At 66.3% G+C, this 19,034-nt stretch carries 18 protein-coding genes and 1 pseudogene; 8 read left to right on the forward strand and 11 right to left on the reverse strand.

Features of this window, described 5'->3' with window-relative positions:
• Nucleotides 1-59: 59 nt before the first annotated feature.
• Genes ABZX86_RS06175 through ABZX86_RS06190 form a run of 4 tightly spaced genes read left to right on the forward strand, consistent with a single transcriptional unit; the run spans nt 60 to nt 3,904 of the window.
• Nucleotides 60-1,511 (forward strand): AMP-binding protein, encoded by a 1,452-nt coding sequence (locus ABZX86_RS06175; protein WP_355120559.1) that lies wholly within the window; start codon nt 60-62, stop codon nt 1,509-1,511.
• Nucleotides 1,508-2,737 (forward strand): acyltransferase, encoded by a 1,230-nt coding sequence (locus tag ABZX86_RS06180; protein WP_355120561.1) that lies wholly within the window; start codon nt 1,508-1,510, stop codon nt 2,735-2,737. The genes ABZX86_RS06175 and ABZX86_RS06180 overlap by 4 nt, the downstream gene beginning before the upstream one ends.
• Nucleotides 2,719-3,513 carry a phosphosulfolactate synthase gene (locus ABZX86_RS06185; RefSeq protein ID WP_355120563.1) on the forward strand — a complete coding sequence of 265 codons (795 nt, stop codon included), beginning with the start codon at nt 2,719-2,721 and terminating at the stop codon, nt 3,511-3,513. The genes ABZX86_RS06180 and ABZX86_RS06185 overlap by 19 nt, the downstream gene beginning before the upstream one ends.
• On the forward strand, nt 3,506-3,904 hold the full coding sequence (locus ABZX86_RS06190; protein ID WP_355120565.1) for a VOC family protein: 399 nt from the start codon (nt 3,506-3,508) through the stop codon (nt 3,902-3,904). The genes ABZX86_RS06185 and ABZX86_RS06190 overlap by 8 nt, the downstream gene beginning before the upstream one ends.
• A 26-nt stretch (nt 3,905-3,930) precedes the next feature.
• On the opposite strand, the gene ABZX86_RS06195 is transcribed toward ABZX86_RS06190, so the two are convergent.
• Complete coding sequence (locus tag ABZX86_RS06195) at nt 3,931-4,806, reverse strand: CoA ester lyase (RefSeq protein WP_355120567.1); 876 nt, start codon at nt 4,804-4,806, stop codon at nt 3,931-3,933.
• A 55-nt stretch (nt 4,807-4,861) separates the two neighbouring features.
• Here ABZX86_RS06195 and ABZX86_RS06200 point away from each other — a divergent pair, with 55 nt between their 5' ends.
• On the forward strand, nt 4,862-6,019 hold the full coding sequence (locus ABZX86_RS06200) for an acyl-CoA dehydrogenase family protein (RefSeq protein WP_355120569.1): 1,158 nt from the start codon (nt 4,862-4,864) through the stop codon (nt 6,017-6,019).
• Nucleotides 6,020-6,080: 61 nt separating this feature from the next.
• Here the strand turns inward: ABZX86_RS06200 and ABZX86_RS06205 are convergent, their stop codons facing one another.
• Genes ABZX86_RS06205 through ABZX86_RS06220 form a run of 4 tightly spaced genes read right to left on the reverse strand, consistent with a single transcriptional unit; the run spans nt 6,081 to nt 10,235 of the window.
• On the reverse strand, nt 6,081-7,388 hold the full coding sequence (locus ABZX86_RS06205; protein WP_355120571.1) for an NAD(P)-binding protein: 1,308 nt from the start codon (nt 7,386-7,388) through the stop codon (nt 6,081-6,083).
• A 15-nt stretch (nt 7,389-7,403) separates the two neighbouring features.
• Nucleotides 7,404-8,267, reverse strand: coding sequence for an SDR family oxidoreductase (locus tag ABZX86_RS06210; RefSeq protein WP_355120573.1), 864 nt, complete (start codon nt 8,265-8,267; stop codon nt 7,404-7,406).
• A gap of 22 nt (nt 8,268-8,289) precedes the next feature.
• Nucleotides 8,290-9,450, reverse strand: coding sequence for an acyl-CoA dehydrogenase family protein (locus ABZX86_RS06215; RefSeq protein ID WP_355120575.1), 1,161 nt, complete (start codon nt 9,448-9,450; stop codon nt 8,290-8,292).
• An 8-nt stretch (nt 9,451-9,458) separates the two neighbouring features.
• Complete coding sequence (locus ABZX86_RS06220) at nt 9,459-10,235, reverse strand: enoyl-CoA hydratase-related protein (protein WP_355120577.1); 777 nt, start codon at nt 10,233-10,235, stop codon at nt 9,459-9,461.
• Nucleotides 10,236-10,311: 76 nt separating this feature from the next.
• On the opposite strand from ABZX86_RS06220, the gene ABZX86_RS06225 reads away from it, so the two are divergent.
• A complete protein-coding gene (locus tag ABZX86_RS06225; protein ID WP_355120579.1) occupies nt 10,312-11,166 on the forward strand; it encodes a hypothetical protein in 855 nt (284 codons plus the stop codon).
• 27 nt (nt 11,167-11,193) lie between these two features.
• On the opposite strand, the gene ABZX86_RS06230 is transcribed toward ABZX86_RS06225, so the two are convergent.
• Entirely contained in the window at nt 11,194-12,018 is an 825-nt protein-coding gene (locus ABZX86_RS06230; protein ID WP_355120581.1) for a MerR family transcriptional regulator, read from the reverse strand.
• 132 nt (nt 12,019-12,150) lie between these two features.
• Here ABZX86_RS06230 and ABZX86_RS06235 point away from each other — a divergent pair, with 132 nt between their 5' ends.
• Nucleotides 12,151-12,510, forward strand: coding sequence for a nuclear transport factor 2 family protein (locus ABZX86_RS06235; RefSeq protein WP_355120583.1), 360 nt, complete (start codon nt 12,151-12,153; stop codon nt 12,508-12,510).
• A gap of 30 nt (nt 12,511-12,540) precedes the next feature.
• Here ABZX86_RS06235 and ABZX86_RS06240 read toward each other — a convergent pair whose 3' ends face one another.
• Nucleotides 12,541-13,320 (reverse strand): GAF and ANTAR domain-containing protein, encoded by a 780-nt coding sequence (locus ABZX86_RS06240; protein WP_355120585.1) that lies wholly within the window; start codon nt 13,318-13,320, stop codon nt 12,541-12,543.
• Between the two features lie 29 nt (nt 13,321-13,349).
• Nucleotides 13,350-14,186, reverse strand: a complete 837-nt coding sequence (locus tag ABZX86_RS06245; RefSeq protein WP_355120587.1) for an ANTAR domain-containing protein — start codon at nt 14,184-14,186, stop codon at nt 13,350-13,352.
• Between the two features lie 234 nt (nt 14,187-14,420).
• Between ABZX86_RS06245 and ABZX86_RS06250 the strand changes: the two are divergent.
• Nucleotides 14,421-15,082: pseudogene (locus ABZX86_RS06250) on the forward strand (class I SAM-dependent methyltransferase).
• Between the two features lie 190 nt (nt 15,083-15,272).
• On the opposite strand, the gene ABZX86_RS06255 reads toward ABZX86_RS06250, so the two are convergent.
• The 3 genes from ABZX86_RS06255 to ABZX86_RS06265 are packed head-to-tail and all read right to left on the reverse strand — an operon-like array spanning nt 15,273 to nt 19,020.
• Nucleotides 15,273-16,466 carry an acetyl-CoA acetyltransferase gene (locus ABZX86_RS06255; RefSeq protein ID WP_355120589.1) on the reverse strand — a complete coding sequence of 398 codons (1,194 nt, stop codon included), beginning with the start codon at nt 16,464-16,466 and terminating at the stop codon, nt 15,273-15,275.
• Nucleotides 16,463-17,824: an OB-fold domain-containing protein gene (locus tag ABZX86_RS06260; RefSeq protein ID WP_355120591.1), complete on the reverse strand. Its 1,362-nt coding sequence runs from the start codon at nt 17,822-17,824 to the stop codon at nt 16,463-16,465. The genes ABZX86_RS06255 and ABZX86_RS06260 overlap by 4 nt, the downstream gene beginning before the upstream one ends.
• Entirely contained in the window at nt 17,824-19,020 is a 1,197-nt protein-coding gene (locus ABZX86_RS06265; protein WP_355120593.1) for an acetyl-CoA C-acetyltransferase, read from the reverse strand. Before ABZX86_RS06265 ends, ABZX86_RS06260 begins: the two co-directional genes overlap by 1 nt.
• Between the last annotated feature and the right edge of the window lie 14 nt (nt 19,021-19,034).

Raw genomic sequence — 19,034 nt, forward strand, 5'->3', positions numbered from 1 at the left:
CGGTGACCAAGTGTCAGGATCCAGCCGAGGACCCTTCGCACGCAGAGACACTCGTGACGATGATCGCCACGCGCGCCGATCTACATGCCTCGAAACCGATATTCGAGGATGCGCGCAGTGGCCGGACCGTCACCTACAGGCAATTGCACTCCGCGGTATCCGAGTGGTCCCGGCGCCTCGACGCGGTGGGCGCGGGACCGGGTGCGGTCGTGGTGGTCGATGTACCCGACCCGCTGACCTTCGCCGTGGTCTTCCTGGCGGTGATCGCGTCCGGGCGCTGCGCCCTCCCGGTCGACCCGCGCGCGCCGATCGGCGAACTGCTGCGGGTGCTGCTCGGCGTTCGCCCGGTCGTGGTGGTCGGCACCCGGCCTGAGCTGGCCGTGGTCTGCGATGCCCTGTTCATCTCCCCGACCGCCGAACCGGTGCGTTCCGGCCCGATATCGCTGGCGCGCCGCGGCTCGGTCCTGCTGTCGACCTCCGGTTCGACCGGAGAACCCAAAGCCGTCCCGCTGACCGAACAGCAATTGCTGCATGTCGCGGGCGCGGTGGTCCGGCATCATCGGCTCACCGATCACGACCGCGGCTACAACTGCCTGCCGCTGTTCCATATCAACGGCGAAGTGGTCGCGCTGCTGGCGACGCTGACCGCGGGCGGCTGCCTGGTACTGGATCAGCGGTTCCATGCCTCCGGATTCTGGGAACTGCTCGCCGCCAAGCGGATCACATGGCTCAATGCGGTGCCCGCGATCCTGTCGGTGCTCAGCGGCGATCTCACCGGCCACGAAAGCGCCTGTCCCGAACTGCGTTTCATCCGTTCCGCGTCCGCACCGCTGCCCAGCCCGGTGCGCAAGCGAATCAGTGCGGCCAGCGGCGTGCCGATCGTCGAGAGCTACGGCATGACCGAGGCGGCCAGCCAGATCACCGCCACACCGCTGGACGGTCCGACCCCGCTCGGTTCGTGCGGGCGCCCCGTGGGTGTTCAGCTGGAGATCCGGGACCAGGACGGCGCGGTGCTGCCACCGGAACAGATAGGGCACGTGCATATTCGAGGCGCCGGGGTGATCAGCGGCTATCGCGGTGGTCGCGCCCGCGAACGCTTCGATGCGCAGGGCTGGCTGGATACCGGTGATCTCGGGCACGTCGACGCCGCCGGATTCGTGTACCTGACCGGTCGCAGTGACGATGTGATCAATCGGGGCGGCGAACTGCTGTACCCGCGGGAGATCGAAGAGGTGCTGCTGGCCGATCCGGGCGTGCGCGATGTGGTGGTGGTCGGCCGCAGCGATCCCGTTCTCGGTTCTGTACCAGTCGCTTTCGTCGTTTCGACGCTGCCCCAGCGGGATGGCGGAATGGCATTGGCGCAGCAGCTGCACGACCTGTGCGCGCGTCAGCTGACCAGTTTCAAGCGGCCGACCGAGATTCGATTCGTCGACGACTTCCCGCGCGCGGCGACGGGCAAGGTGCGGCGCCATGTCCTGCGCAGCCAGGCTCACGATGCGGTCGGAACATGAGTACCGACGCGGCAATTCGTCCGCCCGAGACGACAGGTCGCCGGCAGAAGCGCCCCTACCTGCATCAGATCGACCTGTTCCGCATTCTCACCTTCGCCTGTGTCATCGCGGTGCACGTCATCGGCGGGGTGAACGATTCGGGCAGCGTCTCGGCGAACGGCGCCATGGCGCTGCTGCACTTCACCCGCTACGCCTTCTTCGCGCTGACCGGATTCGTGCTGATCTACCAGTTCGCGAACGACTCCTTCCGCGCCCGGAATTTCTGGCCGCGGCGGTTCGCGCTGGTCGGCATTCCGTATGTGGCCTGGTCGGTGGTGTATTGGGCGTATTCCATCTATCTGGGCCAGAACTACGGCAGCGTGGGCTGGCTGCTCAGCCGACTCGGACTGGACCTGGTATTCGGCACCGCGTACTACCACCTCTACTTCCTGCTGGTCACCATGCAGGTATACCTGCTCTTCCCGCTGCTGCTGAAGCTCTTGCGGCGCACCGAAGGACGGCACCGCTGGGTGCTGCTGGTCAGTGCCGCACTGCAATTGCTGTGCCTGTGGTCCCTGACGTATCCGCCGTTCACCACCGGTTTCGCGGGGCAGCTCTGGATACATCTGTACGCCACATTCATTCCGTACCAGTTCTTCACCGTGCTCGGCGCCATCGCCGCGTGGCATATCGATGCGGTGCAGGCTTTCCTGCGCAGACATGCCCGGGTGCTCGCGATCGCCGTGATCGCGACGGCCGTTGCCGCCGAATGGGATTACCTGCGCCTGGTGCACGGCGGTATGGCGCCGTGGATGGCCTCCGGTGAGTTCATGCCGGAGCGGATCATCTGGTTCATCGGGGTCACCGTCGGGCTCTACCTGATCGGAACGCACTGGGCCGCACAGCGACGGGACCACGATCTGCTGGCCCGCATGGTCCGCTACGGCGCGGATCGCTCGTTCGGCATCTTCCTGATCCATCCCCTCATGATCGAGATTCTGGCTCCTGCCTTCGTCTCCTGGGGATCGACGATCGGGCATTTCTGGGAGACCGTCCTGCTGTTTTTCGGGGTCGTGGCGCTATCGCTGATCGGGACCGAAATTCTGCGCCGCAGCCCCGGAAGTCTCTGGCTCACCGGACGACCCATGCTCCGCACCGACTTGTCCGTGCTGATCCCCCGGCGATTCCGCACCCCGGCGCCCGCCCGCGATTCCTCCAAGGAGGTCGTATGTTCGCCCACACCCTGAACCTGCCCGGCCGGGATGCCAAGCCGCGCGAGCGCGGTCTGACGATGGTGATCGACCCCGGACTCCCGAACAGCGTCTTCCGCGACATCATGGCGAGCTACGGCGATTTGATCGACTATGTGAAGTTCGGCTGGGGTACCTGCCTGGCCACCTCCGGCATTCTCGGCAAAACCCGCGCCGCCCGCGACTACGGTGTCGAATTCTATTTCGGTGGAACACTTTTCGAGAAGTTCCTGATCAACGATCGGGTCGACGAATGGTACAAGCTCTGTAGTGACGCGGGCGCCACCGTGGTCGAGATCTCCAATGGCACCATCCCGCTGTCCAATGCGGAGAAGGCCGGCTACATCCGGCAATTCGCCGACGAGTTCACGGTGCTCTCCGAGGTCGGCTTCAAGGATCCGGTCCGCTCGGAGACCTTGTCGCCCGCCCGCTGGATCGACTACATCCAGCAGGATCTGGACGCGGGCGCGCATTTCGTGATCGCCGAAGCCCGCGAGAGCGGCCGCAGCGGTATCTGCCGCCCCGACGGCGAACTGCGCTACGGGCTGATCGAGGAGATCGCCGAATCCGCGATCGATGTGAACCACTTGATGTTCGAGGCCCCGACCAAGGATTTGCAGATCTATCTGCTGCGGCGTTTCGGCCCGCAGGTGAATCTCGGCAATATTCCTTCCGGTGAGGTGATCGGGCTGGAAACCCTGCGGCTGGGCCTGCGCGCCGACACCCTCACCGATTTCGATGCGCTGGTGGCGCAGGAGCAGACCCATGCGTGAGATGCGCGACGCCTTTCACCTGGCAATCCCCGCACTCGATCTCGACGCCGCGGAGGAGTTCTATGTCCGTGGCCTCGGCGCGAAACTGGCCCGCCGCTACCCCGACCGCATCACCCTGGACTTCTTCGGCGATCAGGTCGTCTGCCATCTCTCGGACCGGATCGACCACGAACCCGATCTGTATCCCCGCCACTTCGGCGTGACCTTCCGCAGCAAAGAAGATTTCGACCGCCTGGTGCGCCTGGCCGAAACCCGCAAACTCCCCTTCTACGCACCGACATTCACCCGTTTCGCCGGAACCGCCGAAGAACACGTCAGCTTCGTTCTGCGGGATCCGTCCAATAATCTCCTGGAGTTCAAGCACTACCTCGACCCCCGCATGATGTATTGAGCAGACCCGCGTAGCTCCGGCGGCTTTCACGCCGAGCCGAGTCGTTCGCCGGCGCGGGCGAGCAGGCGTCGCGCCGAAACCGCCAGCGCTTCGTCGATCATTCGCCCGTCGAGCGCTATGGCCCCACGGTTGGTCGTCCGCGCCGCGGCGAGGGCATCGACGGTGGCGCGCGCCTGCGCGATCTCCCCTGCGCTCGGCGTGAAAACAGCTGTGACGGTCTCGATCTGGCGCGGGTGAATGACCCATTTGCCGTCGAAGCCGAGAGCCGCCGCATGTTCCGCGGATTCGCGGAGCTCATCGTCATCAGCGACGCCGAGGTAGGGCCCGTCGAGGGCGGCCAGGTCTGCGGAGCGGGCGGCAGTCAACACCGCCTCCTGGGCATAGAGCCATCGGTGTGCCCGCCGTGCGGTCGAGCGGCCGAGGGAGGCACCGAGGTCGGCGTATCCGAGCACCAGTGCACCGGTCCGATCCGAGGTCGCGGCGATCTCCCGCACATTGGCCAGTCCGGTCGCGCTTTCGATCAGCGCCAGCACCGCCAGCGGAGTCGTTCGACCGGATAGCGCCTCGGCGCCGGAGAGCAGGCGATCGAGGAATTCCAGGTCACCGGGATACTCCACTTTCGGCAGCATGATCGCGTCCGGTCCGCCGGGCACAGCGCAGGCCAGAACATCCTGATGACACCACGGCGTACCGACCGCGTTGACTCGCACGATTGTCGGCCTCGCACCGGCGATATCGGCGACAGCGTGGCGGGCGGTGTCCTTATCCCCCGGCGCGACCGCGTCCTCCAGGTCGATCAGCACCGCATCGGCATTCGCCGCCCTCGCCTTTGCGATCAGGGCGGGGCGGGAGGCGGGAACCGACACCAGGCAGCGGATCGCCTGCCACTCGCTGCTTTGCATGGTACATATTTTAATCTATATTAAAGTAAATAGTCCAGGTGCTGGAGGGACAACGGTGTCAAGCCTTTCCGATGACGAACAGATCGTCGTCAAGACCGTCCGCGAATTCGTCGACCGGGAGGTCCGGCCGGTCGTCCACGATCTCGAGAAGAACAACACCTACCCCGAGGCACTCATCGAGCAGATGAAACAGCTGGGAATCTACGGGCTGGCGGTGCCGGAATCCTATGGCGGAGCACCGGTTTCGATGCCCTGCTATGTCGGGGTCACCGAGGAGCTGGCACGCGGCTGGATGAGCCTGGCCGGCGCGATGGGCGGTCACACCGTGGTGGCGAAGCTGCTGCTGGCCTTCGGGACCGAAGAGCAGAAGCAACGCTATCTGCCCGCGATGGCGACCGGCGAGGTCCGCGCGACCATGGCCCTCACCGAACCCGGTGGCGGATCCGATCTGCAGGCCATCACCACGGTGGCGCGCCGGGAGGGCGAGGAGTACGTCATCTCCGGCGCCAAGACCTGGATCAGCAATGCCCGGCATTCGAAACTGATTGCGCTGCTGTGCAAGACGGACCCGAAGGCGCAGCCGCGCCATCAGGGTGTCAGCATCCTGCTCGTTGAGCACGGCCCGGGTCTCACCGTCTCGCGGGACCTGCCGAAACTCGGCTACAAGGGTGTCGAGAGCTGCGAGCTGTCCTTCGACGGCTACCGCACACCCCTGGATTCGGTACTGGGCGGTGTGGAGGGCCAGGGTTTCGCCCAAATGATGAAGGGCCTCGAAACGGGCCGCATCCAAGTCGCCTCCCGCGCACTGGGTGTCGCGCAGGCGGCCTTCGACGACGCACTGCGGTACGCACAGGATCGCCAGTCCTTCGGCAAGCCGATCTGGAAGCACCAGTCGATCGGCAACTACCTCGCCGATATGGCCACAAAGCTCACGGCCGCAAGACAATTGGTACTGCACGCCGCCGATCGCTTCGAATCCGGCGCCCGCTGCGATATGGAGGCGGGCATGGCCAAACTGTTCGCCTCCGAGGTGGCCATGGAGATCGCCCTCGACGCGGTCCGCATCCACGGCGGCTACGGCTACTCCACCGAATACGACGTGGAACGCTACTTCCGCGACGCACCCCTGATGATCGTCGGCGAGGGCACCAATGAGATCCAGCGCAATGTGATCGTCAATCAACTCATCAGCCGCGGCGGCCTGCCGCACTGAGCAAGGCTTCGCGCGCTCAGCGAAGAGCCCCTGGTCCGGTTGGGCCAGGGGCTCTTTCAGATCAGTTCGCTGTCACCGGGTGAGCGTCGCGGATCTTGTCCACGACGATCTTGGCCGTCTCGGCGCAGGCGGTGGTGCCGCCATTGGCGTATTCCTTGACCGCGTCACCGACATTCCAGAGATTGGCGATCGGGGTGTCGTGGGGGAGGTCGAAACCGGCTACCGCGCGCTGGGGCGGCCAGCCGTCGCGGGTGACATTGATCGAGAGGATGCGGGCCTCGTCGAAGCCTTCGATCTCATCGCGCAGATCCTGCAGTAGCAGTTCGGTTTCCGAAGCCTCGTCGAAGTCGCCGACGGCGGGTTTCGGGACTGCGGTGCCCTGGTAGAGGTACCAGCCCTCGGGGGACATCTCCGGGCACAGCTCGCTGAAATTCGCTACGTAGCACAGCCTTCGGGTCTGGGCGAAGCTGAGCAATCCCGGGGACTGCACCAGTTTGCGCTGGGCGGCGAAGTTCACCGAGATCATGCCGCAGGGGTTGTTGCCCGTCTCCACGGTCTCGACGTACTCGGCCGGAAGGTTGGCCCGGCCGACAAGATCGAGGGTGGCGAAGGGGCCGATATCGCTGACCGTGAAACGGCTGGAGATCTCGACGGTTTCGCCTGCCCGCTCGACAACGGCGCCGGAGATCACGCCGCCGGTGAGTGTCAGCGACTTGACCTCACTGCCGAGCCAGATCGCGCCGCCATTGCTTTCGATGACCTCGGCCAGCGATTTCCAGACGCCGAGGGTGCCGTCGGGACTGAAGCCGAACTTCTTGAATGCGCTCTTGCGGGTGAAGTAGGTGAGGAACACCCGGGCGGGCAGTTCCTCGGAGCCGACCGCGAATACCGAGCCGCACATATTGCGGAAGATGCCGTGCACGGCTTCGTTCTTCGTGTACTTGGCAACCCAGGCGGCCGTGGACAATTCGGCCTCGGGCAGGCCGCTGTCATTGCGCGCGGCGCCGAGGCCCTTGACCAGCTTCGCGCCCTGGCGGGTCAGTTTGGACAGCAGGAAGCCCCAGCCGCCGCCGGTGACGTCGACATCCTTGCCGCCGATGCGGTAGAGAATCGGCGGTTCGGGGCGGCGGATATCGAATTTCGCGCCGACCTCGTCGAAGGTCTCCTCGGTGATGCCGTCGAGTTCGATCACGATGGCGCCGTTATTGACCTTGAAGCCATCGATCTCATCCGTGGAGGCACGGCCGCCGACCTTGTCCAGTCGCTCGACGACCAGCGTCTTGTAGCCCAGGTGCGTCAGCCGTGCCGCGGCGAAGAGTCCACCCGCACCCGCGCCGACAACCAGTGCATCCCAATTGTTTTCGGTCATGTGAAGTCCTCCGGCTCAGCCGAGCGGGTTGATGCCGAGCTCCGCGCCCGACATATCGGTGATCTCGCCCCACTGCGCGGCGACCTCGTCGATGCTCGGCGGCGCGGTGAACACCGCGCCCTTGTTCTGGAACTGCGCGACCCGCTGCACGCGCCCGCCGCCGGCAACAACAACCGTTGCGGTGTCGGAGCATTCATCGCTCATCAGATACCCGACGACTCCGGCGACGTATGCGGGCGGCAGCTTGTCCAGCATCTCCTTGGGCGCGATGTCCTCGGTCATGCGCGTGGCCGCCAGCGGCGCAACGGCATTCGCGAGAATATTGTTTCTGGCGCCCTCGATCGCGAGCGTATTGATCAGTCCGACCAGACCGAGCTTGGCGGCACCGTAGTTGGCCTGACCGAAGTTGCCGAACAGACCGCTGGTCGAGGTGGCCATCACGACGCGGCCGTGGCTCTGCTCACGGAAGTACGGCCATGCGGCGCGCGTGACGAAGTACGCGCCCCAAAGGTGTACGCGCTGCACCGATTCCCAGTTCTCGGTGGTCATCTTGGCGAACGAGCCATCACGCAGAATGCCCGCATTGTTGACCACCCCGTGCACAGTCCCGAAGGCGTCCACCGCGGTTTTGATCAGCGCGGCCGCCCCCTCCTCGGTCGCGATGCTGTCGTAGTTCGCGACGGCGGTCCCGCCCGCGGCGCGAATCTCCTCGACGACGGTATCGGCCATCGAATGACCGGCACCCGAGCCGTCACGGGCGCCGCCCAGGTCGTTCACCACGACCAGCGCGCCCTCCCGCGCCAGTAGCAGGGCGTACTCGCGGCCGAGTCCGCCCCCGGCTCCCGTGACGACGATGACACGATCGGTTACTCCGGGCATTGTTCTTGTCTCCCTTGCTGAATCAGTAGGACGCGGGCAGTTTCAGGCTGGTCTGCGCGACAAAATTGAGGACCATCTCCCGGCTGACCGGCGCGGTCTTGAGCAGGCGTGCAGAGAACCAGAGTTCGGCCAGGCCGTACTCCTTGGACAGGCCATTGCCGCCGTGGGTCTGGATCGATTGATCGAGCGCCCGCAGCGAGGCGTCCGCGGCGGCGAGCTTGGCGATATTGGCGGCTTCGGCGGCGGGTTGTCCGGCATCGAACAGTTCGGCCGCGCGATAGGTCGCAAGCCGGGCGAGCTCCACGGCGATATGCGCCTCGGCCAGCGGATGCGAAATGCCCTGGTGCGCACCGATGGGCATATTCCACACCTTGCGATCGCGAGCATAGGCAACGGCCTTGGTGATGGCGAAGCGGCCGATGCCATTGCTGATGCCCGCCGCGAGAATACGTTCCGGGTTCAGCCCGGCGAAGACCTGGCGTAAACCATTGCCCGCCTTGCCGATCAAGGCCTCAGGCTCCACCCGGACCTCGTCCAGGAAGACGGTGAACTGCCCGTCCGGTGAGACCACCGCCGTCGGCAGCGGCTGCAGGGTCAGACCGGGAGAATCGGCAGGCACCACGAACATCGACAGCGGTGAGCGGGAATCGCCGACGAATTCCTGATCGCGCGCGACGATCAGCACCGCGTCCGCCTCGTCGATGGCCGAGATGAAGTACTTGCCACCGGAAATCAGCCAGCCGTCACCGTCGCGCCGGGCGGTGGTGCTGACATTGTGGCTGTTGGAGCCGGCATCCGGCTCGGTGAGTCCGAAGGCCATCTTCTTCGTGCCGTCGGCAATGCCCGGAAGCCACTGGGATTTCATCTCCGCCGAACCGTGCGCGGCGAGAATCGAACCACAGATCGCGGGCGAGATGACCGTCAGCAGCAGTGGAATACCGTGCGCGGCAAGCTCTTCGATGACGATCAGCAGCTCGGACATCCCCGCGCCGCCGCCACCGTATTCCTCAGGCAGATGCATGCCCAGCAGTCCGGCCTGACCGAGATCGGCCCAGAGCTCGTCGACCTTGCCCTGTGCGCGAGATCGCTCCAGAAAGTACTCCTGGCCGTATCTGGCCGCGATCTTGCCCGCGCTCTCGCGCAGTAGTTTGTGCTCGTCGGAATCGACGACGAATGCGGACACAGTTGTGCTCACTTTCCGGTGAAGGTCGGCTGCCGTTTGGCGAGGAAGCTGTTGATGGCGGCCGGGGCGTCGGCGGTCCGGGCAATGCGGCGCAGCGCGGCGGTCTCCTCCGACAGTGCCTGATCGAGATTGGTGGTCCAGGAGTTGTGCAGCAGGCGGCGCATTTCGCCATAGCCGCGGGTCGCACCGGCGGCGAGCTTGCGCACCACCGCTTCCGCCTCGTCGGCGAGCCGGTCGGCAGGCACGACCCGATTGATCAGCCCCCAGTCGGCGGCGGTCTCGGCATCGATGACGCGATCTTCGAAGAGCATTTCGGTGGCGCGCCGGATTCCGATGAATTTCGGTAGGTACCAGGTATTTCCGGAGTCGGCGGTAATGCCGATCCGGCCGAATCCGGTGGCGAATTTCGTACCCGCGGCGGCGAGGGTGATATCGGCCGGGTACAGCAGGGCGAGCGCACCACCGGCACACGCGCCGTGTACGGCAGTGACGATCGGCACCTCGACGCGGGCGAGGATGCGGATGGCGTCGTGCATGAGCAGCGCCATCCGGGCGAGCGTGTCCGGCAGATTCGCGGCGCCCTCGGCGAACGCGCCGATATCGCCGCCGACGCTGAACGTGGGCCCATTGCCGGTGATCAGCACCCCGCGCAGACTCTCGTCACCGGCAATGACCGTCGCCACCTCCAGCAGCGCCTCCCCCATCTCCTTGCTCAAGGCGTTGCGGGCCTGTGGGCGGTCCAGCCGGACGTATCCGATGCCGTCCTGCACGTCGTACGAGATCACACTCGCTCCCTCCGATTCGAATTTAATATAGATTAAACAAAACCGCAGGGTCAAGGTAGGAGAGGATCGAGGAATCATGAGTGGACTGGAGAGCTATCTCGCGCACTGGCAACCGGACCCCGTCGTCGAGCACGACGAGATGTCCGCACGGGAGTCCACGCGCTTCGCCGCACTCCTCGACCTCCCCGCAGCGCCGACCCCACTCCCCCCGCTGTGGCATTGGTTCCACTTCCTCGACTGGCCCGCACAGCGCGAACTCGGCACGGACGGACACCCCACGAATCGCGGCTTCCTGCCGCCGATTCCGGACCGGCGGCGCATGTTCGCCGGCGGACGCCTGCAGATCACCCAGCCGCTGGACATCGGACAACCGGCCGAACGCATCTCACGGGTATCGAAAGTAGCTGTCAAACAAGGAAAGTCCGGCGAACTCGCCTTCGTGACGATCCGCACGGACTACAGCCAGGCAGGCACCCCCCGCCTGACCGAAGAACAGGACCTGGTCTACCGCAGCGGCCCCGGCACACCCCGCCACTTCCCCACCACCACCCCCGCCCCGCAACCCTCCACGGCCCCTTGGCAATCCGAGCCCGATCTCTCCCCCACCCTCCTGTTCCGCTTCAGCGCCCTGACAGCCAACGCCCACCGCATCCACTACGACGAGCCCTACACCCGCGAAACCGAGGGTTACCCCGCCCTCGTCGTACACGGCCCCCTCCTGATCCTGCTACTCCTGGAACTGGCCCGAAAACACCGGCCGCACCGCCGAATCCAATCCCTGACCTACCGCTTACAGCACCCGGTGTTCCTCGGCAATCGAATACTGTTGTCCGGCACTATGACCGGCCCGGACACCGCGACCCTGACAGCCCGCGCCACCGCGAACACCAGCAACGCCTTCGCCGAAGTGCTCTTCGACGACCGATGCTGACTCCCGGTCCGGTGGTTCGGTGGCGTTTCAGTGGTCCCGGTCGGCGCGGAAGATCGGCCAGCCGATGTCGGTTTCCCAGGAGTCGGGGGCGGCACCGTCGTGGGCGCCGCGGCGGTAGTACTCGCGCAGTGATCCTTCGACGCTGATTTCGTGGCGGGTGGCGTAGGAGCCGAGTTCGCCGTAGGTGATATCCACGCTGTCGAGGGGACCGTGGTGGGTGATGATCGCCAGTTCCGCCGGTGGGACCAGGAAGGGTTCGGCTCGGCCGACGGTGCGCACGGCGCCGTGGACGGGGATGAACACGGTCGCCTCTCCTCGGTCGTGTTGGTAGAGGCCGCTGGTGAACAGGCCGCCGCTGGGTCCGGTCGGCGTGAGGTGCTGTGCGCGGACGGTGGCATGGAGTTCATCGAGCGCGTTGCGCCACCAGGCCAGAATGTCGTGGCGGTCGACGAGTTGCCGGATGGCGACGGCGGGGGTCGCCGGGACCGTGCGGTGCTCGACGGACGGTTGGGCCGGAGGGTGGGTGAGAAGGTTGCGCAGGGAGCTGACCGCCTCACGGGTCTGGGCCAGTTCGGTTTCGAGGCGATCCAGGTGCCCGGCTATCAAGGCATTGCGGCTCGTGGAATCCGGGGCTGCGAGTACGGCTTTCACGCCGGGGATGGGCATATTCAGGTCACGCAGGCGGCGGATCACCTGTGCGGCGGGGATCTGATCGACGGAGTAGTAGCGGTAACCGTTGCGCGAATCGATCTGGGCCGGTTCCAGCAGGCCCACCTGGTGGTAGTGGTGCAGCGTCTTGACGCTCAGGTGCGTCATTCGAGAGAAGTCCCCGACCGTGAGTCCCGCGTTCATGGTTCCAGTGTCGTTCCTCCGGTTACCGGAGGGTCGAATCGCGACGTGTGTGTTGACCCTCCCCCTACCGGAAGGGCGAGGGTGAACACCGAGGCCGCCGGACCCCGGCGGCACCGACCGAGGAGAACCATCATGACCGTCACCACCCTCACCGGAGTCCTGGCCGAGCACGTCAAGGCGGTGAACGCCTTCGATACCGACGCCATCGTGTCGACCTTCGCCGAGGACGCCCTGGTCAATGACGTGCGCCGGGAGTTCTGGGGTATCGAGGCGATCCGCGAATGGGTGATTCGGGAACTGGTCGGGGACAAGGTCACCCTGGAGGTGACCGAGATCCTGGACCACCACGGTGACACGATCGTGCGGGCCCGCTACGACGGTGAGTACGACAAGACCGGCCTGCCCGACGAGCTGATCCTGACCAACTACTTCACCGTCCGCGACGGCAAGATCGTCACCATGATCGTCATCCGCAACGAGCCGGTCTCCTGAAGCTGGCCGGCCTGGCAAGATGCTCGAGCTCTATTCGGGCTCAACATCATTCGCGCCGATACCGCCGGCGATGTCCCTGCTCGCGTGCTGAGTCAGCACAGCGCTGGCATCGACTTCGCGGGAGATGACCGCGCGCGCGAGATCGGCCAGGCGGGTATTGGTGTGGCGGGCGTGGGTGCGCAGCGCCTGGAAAGCGGCGTCCATATCGAGGCCGCCGTGTTCGGCGAGCAGACCCTTGGCCTGTTCGATGACGACGCGAGTATTCAACGCGCCCTGCAGGTGTGCGGCGACGGTGAGGTGATCGGCCAGTACGCGGGCATGCACGATGCCGATGGTCGCGACATCGGCCAGGGCCTGGGCGATCGCGACCTGGTCCTCGTCGAGGCGGCCGGGGCTGGTGGCGAACAGGTTCAGCGCACCGATGCGTTCCTCGCGCAGCCGCATCGGCAGTGCGTAGACCGATCGCAGTCCGTCCTCGCGCGCTCGCCGGGCGAAGGCGGGCCACCGATCCTGGTCGTGATCGAGGTCTTCGACCAGCACCGCGTGCCCGTCGCGGAATGCGGTCAGGCATGGCCCCGCGCGGGATTGGAGCTCGAACAGCTCGAGCAGCCTGGCCGCTTCGCTGGTGGAGGACAGCACCTGCAACTGGTCGCGGTAATCGACGAGCAGCACACCACCGGCGGTGACCGGCAGCAGTGCGACTGCGGCATCGACCAGCTCCTGGGCCAATTCGACCGGATCGTAGTCCGCGACCAGGGTGTCGGCCAGCTGCACGAACGCCGCGATCAGCGCACGTTCTCGCCCCGTCATCGTGTCGAACCTCCTGTAACGCAACAATTTCAAGTGGGGCCTGGATCGGGTTTCATGCCGTCGTCGGGGCGGAAGAGTACGCGGTGGGCCACCACCTCGGCACTGACCTGCGCGATCGGCAGGCCCGCGGCCAGCGCGTAGCCGACCAGTCGCGCATAGGCCGTGGTGATATCGGTGCCCAACTGTGCGGCGATCATCCCGGTGGCCTGATGAATCTCCCGGGTCGACTGCGCCGGCTCCCACCACGACCCGAGCCGATAGCTGTCATTGATGGCGTGTGTGAAGACGTCGATCGCATCGGCGCGGTGCTGCTCGGGCGAGACCGGCCGCAGATCCGGTGTGGCCGAAAGCAATAGGGTGGTAATCAGTTCGGCGACCTGCACCGCGGCGGCGAACCCGGCCTTGTCCAGCATGGCGGGGGCTTCGGCGTAGAGGTCCAGTGTCCCGACCCGGATCGCCCCCAATTGCAGTGGAAACGCGAAGACCCCGCCATCCTTGTGTGCGAATCCGGCCGCCGCCAGCATCGGCCACTTACCCGCCCCCAGCGCCGCCGCGATATCGGGGACCAGCACCGGTGCCTGGTATCGGTGAGCCTGCGGACCCGGACCCTCCCCGGTCGCGGCCTCCAATTGCGCGTTGTCGGCCGCCTCGGAATCGGAGGCGCCGAGCATCTCCCACCCGCCCGGCCCGGTACAGATCATGATCGCGGCGCGCGTCACCGGCAGCACCTGCACGCACGCAACGCTCAGCAGACCCGCACCGCGCGGACTCCCCGAACCGGCCGCCCGCGCCAGCGCTGCGACAAACCGCGCCCCGACCTCCTCGACCCCGGTCATCACATCCACCGAGCCGGTCCCGCGCGCCACCCCGCAGTCCCCGCGGTGAAAGCGCTACCGCCGTCTACCTTCAGCATCATTGTCCACGCCGCCAAGAAGCTGTGACGCCGACCAGCATTCACGGAGGGCGTCCATCTCGCCTACTCATTCCACCGTAGCCGTGAAATCGAATGCTGAAATTCTATCGCCGCACGCCTGCGGCGAAAAGCATTCCGGCGGCGGCGGGGTTGACCTCAACCATGGTTGAGGGGACACAGTAGAGGTATGACTAGGCCTGCTGAGTTCTGGGATTCCGTCTACGACAGTGGCGTCGCACCGTGGGTGATCGGCGAGCCGCAGCCCGCGATCGTCGAGTTGGAGCGGGCGGGGTGGATACGGGGGCGGGTGCTCGATCCGGGCACGGGCGCCGGCGAGCACACGATCTTGTTGACACGCTTGGGATATGACGTCCGGGGCGTCGATCTGGCCCCAGCGCGGTGGAGTGGGCGCGCCGCAATGCCGCGGAACAGGGTGTGCCACAGGCTCGTTTCGATGTCGCGGACGCATTACACCTGAGCGAGGCGCCGACTCTCGCCGATGACGGCGCGCCCGTATTCGACACCATCGTCGACAGCGCCCTCTTCCACATCTTCGGAACCGACCCCGATGCCCGCGCCGAGTACGTCCGCAGCCTGCACGCCGTATGCCGCCCCGACGGCTTGGTGCACGTACTGGCACTATCGGACAGCGAGGCCGGCTTCGGTCCCCGCATCAGCGATTCGGTGATCCGCGAATCCTTCACGGAGGGCTGGGAATTGGAAGACCTGCGCCCGGCCCGCTACCGCGGTCGCGTCACCGATTCGGTTGCCGAGGCGGCCGCCCACCTGGAACAGCACAACGGCCGGGTCGACGTCGCCGCCTGGCTGGCCCGCATCCGCCGCGTCTAGGGCAGACAGCGAAGTCGGCACGTTCACACGAGCTGGAAAACGTCTCAGCCCGTCGGCGTGCCGATCTGGTCGGGTTCCGGGCCGGAACGCAATGTCGCGAGGGCTTGTGCGGCGGCCGCCAGCGGGGACGCCTCGAGGGTGTCTTCAGCTGAGATCGCTGTTGTCCGCGGTTCAGTGTTCGGGCACGGCGTCAGCCGAGTTCCGAGCCGACGACCGAGACGAAGGAGACGCAGGCGCCGGGGCGGCCACCGAGGTTGTGGGTCAGGGCAAGTCGTGGATCCGCGAGTTGCCGGTCTCCGGCGGCGCCCTGGAATTGCAGCCAGCATTCGTAGAGCATGCGCAGGCCGCTGGCGCCCACCGGGTGGCCGAAGGATTTGAGGCCACCGTCGGGATTGACGGGCAGGCGGCCGGTCAGGTCGAAATCGCCTGCGAGGCTGTCTTTCCAGGCGCGGCCCGGGTCGGTGAAGCCGAGGTCTTCCATCAGGATCAGCTCGGTCGGGGTGAAGCAGTCGTGCACCTCGGCGAAGGACAGTTCGGTGCGCGGATCGCCAATACCGGCCTGGGCATAGGCGTCCGAGGCGGAGGCGACCACCTCGGGGAAGGTGGTGTAGTCGTACTCCGGATCGACCGCGCCGAGTCCCGCCCCCGCGGTGAGGGACAGGCCCTTCACGTAGAGCGGAGTGTCGGTGTAGTCGAGGGCATCCTCGGCACGCACGATAACCGCGCAGGCCGCGCCGTCGGAGACGCCCGAGCAGTCGAACACTCCGAGACGTCCGGCGACCAGCGGGGCACGGGCGATCTTCTCCTTGGAGACCTCGGAACGGAACTGGGCCTTGGGATTTCGCGCGCCGTTATGGTGGTTCTTCCACGCGACGTGGGTCATCGCCTCACGCATGGCGACCGGGTCCACGCCGTACTTGGCGCAGTAGGCGGGATCGAGGAGGGAGAACGCGGCAGGGGCGGTCAGGGACAGTTCGGCGGCGGTTCCGTCACTGGGCGGATCACCCCGCAGCAGACCGGAAAAGCCGGAGTCCTTGAGCTTTTCCACGCCGATGGCGACCACGCGATCGTAGGCGCCGGAAGCGACCGCGTAGCAGGCATTGCGGAAGGCTTCCGAGCCACTGGCGCAGTAGTTTTCGACGCGAGTGACCGGAATATTGGTCAGCCCGAGTGGCTTGCTGACGGTGAGTCCGCTCTGGCCGGTAGCCAGGGTGCCGAGCCAGTAGGCGTCGATCTCGCGACGGTCCAGTCTCGGGTTGCCGTCGAAGCAGTCGGCCATGGCATCGACGAGCAGATCGTCCGCCGAGCTCTCCCAGCGTTCGCCGAATCGGGTGCAGCCCATGCCGACAATGGCGACCTTGTCCCGAATCCCGTTGCTGCTCATATCACTCGCGCTTTCCAGAAGTAGTTGTGCACTCCCCCGGCACTGTGCAGCCGCCGGAACACCGTCTCCACGCGCGCGCCGACAGCAAGCCGGTCCGCGCCGCCGTCGGCGATCTCCAGGGTGTAGCGGCCGCCGCCCTCGAAATCGACGACGGCTTCGACAACCGGTGGGGCCGGAGAATAGGCGAGACGGTCCACGGTGAAGGTGGCGACCGTCGCCTGGCGATACGCCATGGATACAGCGGTCAGCTCGTCGATCGCACCGCAGCGCTTACAGATTCGGGCAGGTGGCAGCTGCACCAGATCGCATGCGGCGCAGCGACTGCCGATGAGGGAGTACTTCCAGCGAACGGCACGAGCCGAGGGTGGTGCGGCAACCCGGTCGGGTTCCGGGCGGCGCGGCGGTTCGCGATCGAGAATGCCCCGCCAGACGAGATAGCTCGGGTAAGGCACGGGCGTACCCGCAGCGAGCTGGTCCGCCACCGAAATCCGCTGCCTGCCTTCGGCCAATCGATCGGTGACACGCAACACCCACGCATCGCAGCCATCAGCGGCCGAGACCAGCAGCACCGTCTCGCCGGGTGTGGCGATATCCAGGGTCGCCGCCAGTGCTACACCGATATCCGCGGCGCCCGCGTGACCGATCGGAGAGTTCGTGGTGCTGAGCTTGCCCGGCAGCGCGAAGGCGGCACGCTTGGCCACCGCGAGGTTCGGTGATACCAGCACGACGTGGTCTGCCTCGGCAATGCCGGCTTCCGCCAGCACAGCCGAGACCGCTCGATCGATCAGCGGCTGATACCGCTGGACGCCGAAGCGCTCCTCCCACTGGGTTCCGGTCTGCGCCAGCGGATCACGCCAGCGGTCCAGAAACTCCGCGGTCATGCTGGATTCGGCAATGATCTCGGCGATCGGGTCCGGTCCGAACAGGAACGCGGCGGCGCCGTCACCACCGCCGCGTTCATCGGCGGAGCCGGGGCGCCCGACCCGAACATCGGCGAGTACCGCGAGCCCGCCCGAGGCGGCAGCGGCCCGCAGTGCGGCCACCCCGCTGCGGGCCGAGCCGGCCAGATCGACGGCGAAGCAGGACTCCGGAAGGTTCAGTGCGGCATGGATTGCCGTGGCATTGGTCTTGTCCGCGTACGCCGGTGTGGTGGTCGCGAAGTAGAGCGCAACAGCATCGGCTCCCGCGGGCAGCGCGCTTGCGGCGGCCGCCACACCCATCGTGGTGCTGTCCTCGTCATAGGACGCCACAACACGAGAACCCTTGCCCGCGTTGGTTCCCAGTGTCGCCCCGATACCGGCGTGCGGTACCCGATGCGCGGGCAGATACGTGCCGTAAGCGGTGATCCCGTAACTCATCACGGCGCCTCGAACAGTGCGGCCATACCCTGGCCACCGCCGACGCACATGGTCTCCAGTGCGTATCGCCCACCGCTCCTGCGTAATTCGTGCAGCATGGAGGTGAGAATGCGGACACCGGTCGCGCCGATGGGATGTCCGAGCGAGATACCCGAGCCGTTCACATTCAGGCGGTCGATGTCATCGAAGCCCCAGCCCTTCATGACGGCGAGCACCTGAACCGCAAAGGCCTCGTTGACTTCCACCAGGTCTATGTCGTCGAAGGTATGCCCGGTGCGCTGAAAGAGCTTGGCCACGGCGGGAACCGGGCCGATTCCCATCTCGGCGGGCTCGCAGCCGGCCGCCGCCCAGCCGACCAGATAGCCGAGCGGTTCCAGCCCCAGCTCGTCGAGCTTGTCCTCGGCGACCACCAGACAGGCCGCGGCCGCATCGTTCTGCTGACTCGAATTGCCCGCTGTCACTGTGCCCTCCGGCATGACGGTGCGCAGCCGAGCCAGGGTGTCCGCCGTCGAGTCGGCGCGCACGCCCTCGTCTCGGGTGAATTCAAGGGGTTCGCCCTTTCGCTGCGGCACCGATACCGGCACCACCTCATCGTCGAACTTCCCTGCCGCCCAAGCCGCAGCGGCGCGCTGATGGCTACGCGCGGCGAACTCGTCGGCCGCCGACCGGCTGATGTTGTATCGGGACGCCAGATTCTCGGCGGTCTCGATCATCCCGCTGATCTTCCCGAACCGCTCCTCGGGCTGGGAGCGTTCCCGTCCCCGTTCCAGCCGGTCGTAGAACGCGACATTGCCCGCACGCGAGCCCCACCGCATGTCCTGGGTGTAGTACTCGATATTGCTCATACTCTCGACGCCCCCGGCCAGCACCACATCGGCTGCGCCGGTCTGCACCATCATCGCCGCGGTGACCACGGCCTGTAGGCCACCACCGCAGCGGCGGTCGATCTGGAAGCCCGGAACTTCGATGGGGAGCCCGGCCGCCAACCCCGCCCAGCGGCCGATGCAGGGCGCCTCGGAGTTGGTGTACGACTGTGCGAACGAGACGTCGTCGATGCGCGCGGGATCGATGCCAGAGCGTGCCAGCACCGCCTTGATGATCAGGGCCGCCAGCTCCTCGGCGGGCATCGGCCGCAGCGCGCCGCCGAAGGTCCCGACGGGCGTGCGCAGCGGATTCACGATTGCCGCCCGCCTCATCGCGCCGACCTCGA

The organism is Nocardia sp. NPDC006630 (genome assembly GCF_040611495.1).
Classification (GTDB): Bacteria; Actinomycetota; Actinomycetes; order Mycobacteriales; family Mycobacteriaceae; genus Nocardia.

Bases quoted from the DNA above. Each gene is read 5' to 3' on its own strand.
- ABZX86_RS06175 (WP_355120559.1), top strand. From the start codon at position 60: ATGATCGCCACGCGCGCCGATCTACATGCCTCGAAACCGATATTCGAG.
- ABZX86_RS06180 (WP_355120561.1), top strand. From the start codon at position 1,508: ATGAGTACCGACGCGGCAATTCGTCCGCCCGAGACGACAGGTCGCCGG.
- ABZX86_RS06185 (WP_355120563.1), top strand. From the start codon at position 2,719: ATGTTCGCCCACACCCTGAACCTGCCCGGCCGGGATGCCAAGCCGCGC.
- ABZX86_RS06190 (WP_355120565.1), top strand. From the start codon at position 3,506: ATGCGTGAGATGCGCGACGCCTTTCACCTGGCAATCCCCGCACTCGAT.
- ABZX86_RS06195 (WP_355120567.1), bottom strand. From the start codon at position 4,806: ATGCAAAGCAGCGAGTGGCAGGCGATCCGCTGCCTGGTGTCGGTTCCC.
- ABZX86_RS06205 (WP_355120571.1), bottom strand. From the start codon at position 7,388: ATGACCGAAAACAATTGGGATGCACTGGTTGTCGGCGCGGGTGCGGGT.
- ABZX86_RS06210 (WP_355120573.1), bottom strand. From the start codon at position 8,267: ATGCCCGGAGTAACCGATCGTGTCATCGTCGTCACGGGAGCCGGGGGC.
- ABZX86_RS06225 (WP_355120579.1), top strand. From the start codon at position 10,312: ATGAGTGGACTGGAGAGCTATCTCGCGCACTGGCAACCGGACCCCGTC.
- ABZX86_RS06230 (WP_355120581.1), bottom strand. From the start codon at position 12,018: ATGAACGCGGGACTCACGGTCGGGGACTTCTCTCGAATGACGCACCTG.
- ABZX86_RS06235 (WP_355120583.1), top strand. From the start codon at position 12,151: ATGACCGTCACCACCCTCACCGGAGTCCTGGCCGAGCACGTCAAGGCG.
- ABZX86_RS06240 (WP_355120585.1), bottom strand. From the start codon at position 13,320: ATGACGGGGCGAGAACGTGCGCTGATCGCGGCGTTCGTGCAGCTGGCC.
- ABZX86_RS06255 (WP_355120589.1), bottom strand. From the start codon at position 16,466: ATGAGCAGCAACGGGATTCGGGACAAGGTCGCCATTGTCGGCATGGGC.
- ABZX86_RS06260 (WP_355120591.1), bottom strand. From the start codon at position 17,824: ATGAGTTACGGGATCACCGCTTACGGCACGTATCTGCCCGCGCATCGG.
- ABZX86_RS06265 (WP_355120593.1), bottom strand. From the start codon at position 19,020: ATGAGGCGGGCGGCAATCGTGAATCCGCTGCGCACGCCCGTCGGGACC.